The sequence below is a fragment of the Bacillus sp. JJ1474 genome, assembly GCF_036965225.1.
In the GTDB taxonomy this organism is placed as follows: domain Bacteria; phylum Bacillota; class Bacilli; order Bacillales; family Cytobacillaceae; genus Cytobacillus.
Map to the genome: position 1 here is coordinate 1934 of NZ_JBALPC010000031.1, position 3247 is coordinate 5180.

Sequence of the window (3247 nt, forward strand, 5' to 3'; positions counted from 1 at the left end):
TGGCCCGATTGTGGAATAAAGCATCCATACAATAACTTTTAAGATATGAAACAGCTGAAGACGTTATAGTCTGTTATAGTTTTTTTAAGACATAGAAAAAGCAGACCCCCAAGTTAGAGAATCGACTCTAAACATTTCATTATAAGTGATAGGTAAGCTTTTGAAGTTATCACCAGCTTTTCCCCCACATCACACCGTACAGGCGAGTTTCCCCGCAAACGGCGTTCCAACTAATCCAATTCATTCAGAATTTTTTATGTATATGCAAGGATGAAATTTAGACTTCGATCCACTCCCATATCCCTGGCCAACCTACTTTTGTTGATTTTCATCTTTAAGCTCTCCATTTACATATTTAATTTTGGTAATTCCGTCAGACTGTTAATTTCTATATCGGTGTCGAACTCTACTGCTATGTGCATAATATTCACTNNATATTATGGGGTATTTGTCGAAACTGTACATTATTAAACAATCAACTTTGTACATTCTTAAAGTAGCATTTATATGGCGACCGCTTGGTTAACATGAGGGCATCTTTGTCTGAAGAAGGCATCACGTCCCCCTTTTTGCACAAAAAGAACCGGGCAGTCTTGCCCGGTATTTCTAAATTCGCCAAGCCTATTTAGATATTATAACCTCTCAACCAACGTATCGGCGTAGGACTTGAGGATATTATACGCCTTCTCGGAAATTAACTTTTTGTCTTTTTGATGATTTAGCAATTGAGTAAATCCGTTCATGTGTTCAAATGCTTTTTCTGTTTTACCTAGTTTTTCGAAATGACTCACTGAATTAAGATGTGCCTCTAAGGAACGGGCCGCTCCGTAGTTAGCAAATGCTCCTTCTTTCTCAAACCCTTCGACAAGTGCCTTCATTCCTGATACATTTACATCGTTTAGCAATTTATTCACCTCAGTAGCTGTCTGCTCACGGTCTGTTTCTGAGGTCACTGTGAGGGTCAAATTTGTCGGTGCTTTTGCATCCTTAGGAATTTTTACGTATACCGGAACATCTACCGATTTACCTGCTTCGACTTCAATAACGCTATTTTCCAACATAAGCTCCCAACCTGCTTCAGTCGCGGCATTTAAGCGAATGATGTCTGTTTCCTCACCGGTGTTGGTCACACTGAAGTTATAATGTGCAACGCGCCCAGGAATTGCCGGGCTGACCCCCTTGGTGGTCACATTAACCCCACGCTCATGCGGCCCTGATCCATCCATGTGTCGGACGGCTACGCGATAGGAAAGGGCACCATCATCATCATAGCTTTTACCTAAGACATAGAAATGAAGTCGGTTATGCTCGTCTTTATATTCGCTAACGACACCTGGCGCAGTTCCAGACTTAAACAGTGCGTCTGCCAGCTGTTCCTGGTCTCCTTTGGAAAACATTTTAATTGTACCATCTGCCTTTTTGTAATTCTCTAGATTGATATCCTCAGGATGAGAATCAATAACCCAAATGTTTGGCCACGTTTCATCATCCCTTGTCTTGGCAATTAAAACGCCTGAGTCGGAATTGAAAGAGTCAAAACCTACCTGGTCAACTACCTCAAGGGTATAGTTATTATACCAATTCTCACCTCGCTGCATATCTGCACGCCAATCATCTTCTAGATAGTTTCTGGGGGTTAAATCTTCCATAGTGATGTTGATACCGTTTATACCAGTGCGTCCAAACTTCTCACCGGTCGGTACTGCACGTGCAACTATGTCAGTAAACACGGGGCCCGTTTCGGCAAGTTCATCACGATCAAGTGACATATATTGATCCTTTGAGAGGAACCCCTGTTTAATTTTATTCCGCAACATATGGTGAGACGGTGACGTGGCGCCTAGGCTTGCTGGGATTCTCCATCGTTCATGTGGTCCACCGGGACCATTGTTAGCACCGTTAGCCATTACTTCCCACGGCCCTGAATAGGCTCGGGATACAGGGTCTCCGTAAGGATCGTTATAGTTATCAAGAAGCTCTTGGATGTGGCCAAGTTCATGGGCGAATGTCCCCATCCCACTATTTTCGCCTAAAATGGCGTATTTCCCGCCAATGCTAGCTCTTGCCCACAGGGACTTGGCAGCAAGCCAAGAGGTCCAAGGTACAACACGTGTTACTGCCGAGTTAGGCATATTTTCAAAAGGTGGCCCGAATTCATCGGGAATCGTCTCTGGACTTTCAAACATCATTTCACCGAATTTTGCCCATACACCCGATTCATCATAACCTGCATGAATGATGAAACTGAAGTCATAATCTTCTCCAGAGGCCTCTATATCGGCTTGCGCCTTTCTTATCGCCTCCGGTCCAAAATTCTTGGCTGTGTACCCAGGAGGCATATTCACAGTCTGACCAAACTCGTTTAGTCCGTACTGGAATTCGTTATGATCCATTCGATAAGGGCCAAAGGCATCGAGCTCTATGCCCCACTTACCGAAAGAGTTTTCCCTCCAATACTCATCGATAGTCCGGTAGTTATTTAAAGGTTGTGGGGTATTTAGATAATTCACAAAAAACTCACCAAGCTCTTCTCTAGGAATTCCTCCAACGCTTATGGGATTACCTGCAGGATCTGAGCCTTTAGGCTGAGTAAGGATAAACTCCTGATCCGGAAAATCTACTAGAATTACAGCACCTTTAATTACTCTTTCAGGTTCAAAGTCAGTATCTCGCCAGTCAATCCCTGGTACCGGTCGATATTCGTTCCAGGTCATTTCTCTTGGGAGGGTCCAGGATTCGGAATCCACTGGTTTGGGAAAATCAGACATTCCTGGTTCACTGGCGTATACGGTAGTAGAGGACAACACGAGCAGGATAGTGATAAACAATATAAAAGCCTTACTCCTTATTCTCAAAACTATCACCCTTTTTATTTTTTTTAGAGAAACAAAATAAGATTTGAATTTGAAAAAGTCGTTAATTGTTTACTATTTTAATCTGCTCCTTTTGAAATTTTTTCATATTTTACTAGATGTTACGTATATAAAGAATCCATGACTTTTACTAGAATGAATAAAAATCCCTCCTTCCTAAATCTCTTTAACCTTTTTAGATATTTTCCATATATACTTTAATAGCAATTAACATGCCAACTTAGCCGTCAGGTCTTGCATTAAAACAATTATTTTAGAAAGTTTGTATAAAATCCCATATTTTCCAATTAGTCTAATTATTAAATTTACAGGGAGATGATTTAGATAATAGGAAATTTTAAATGTATTGTTTAAAATCTTATACAGTATAGGTG

The 3247-nt window shown here is 41.2% G+C and carries 1 protein-coding gene; it reads right to left on the bottom strand.

The window, feature by feature from the left end; all coding sequences use genetic code 11:
* Window positions 1–632 precede the first annotated feature (632 nt).
* On the bottom strand, window positions 633–2828 hold the full coding sequence (locus V7164_RS04945) for an FIMAH domain-containing protein (protein WP_335346837.1): 2196 nt from the start codon (window positions 2826–2828) through the stop codon (window positions 633–635).
* Window positions 2829–3247 lie beyond the last annotated feature (419 nt).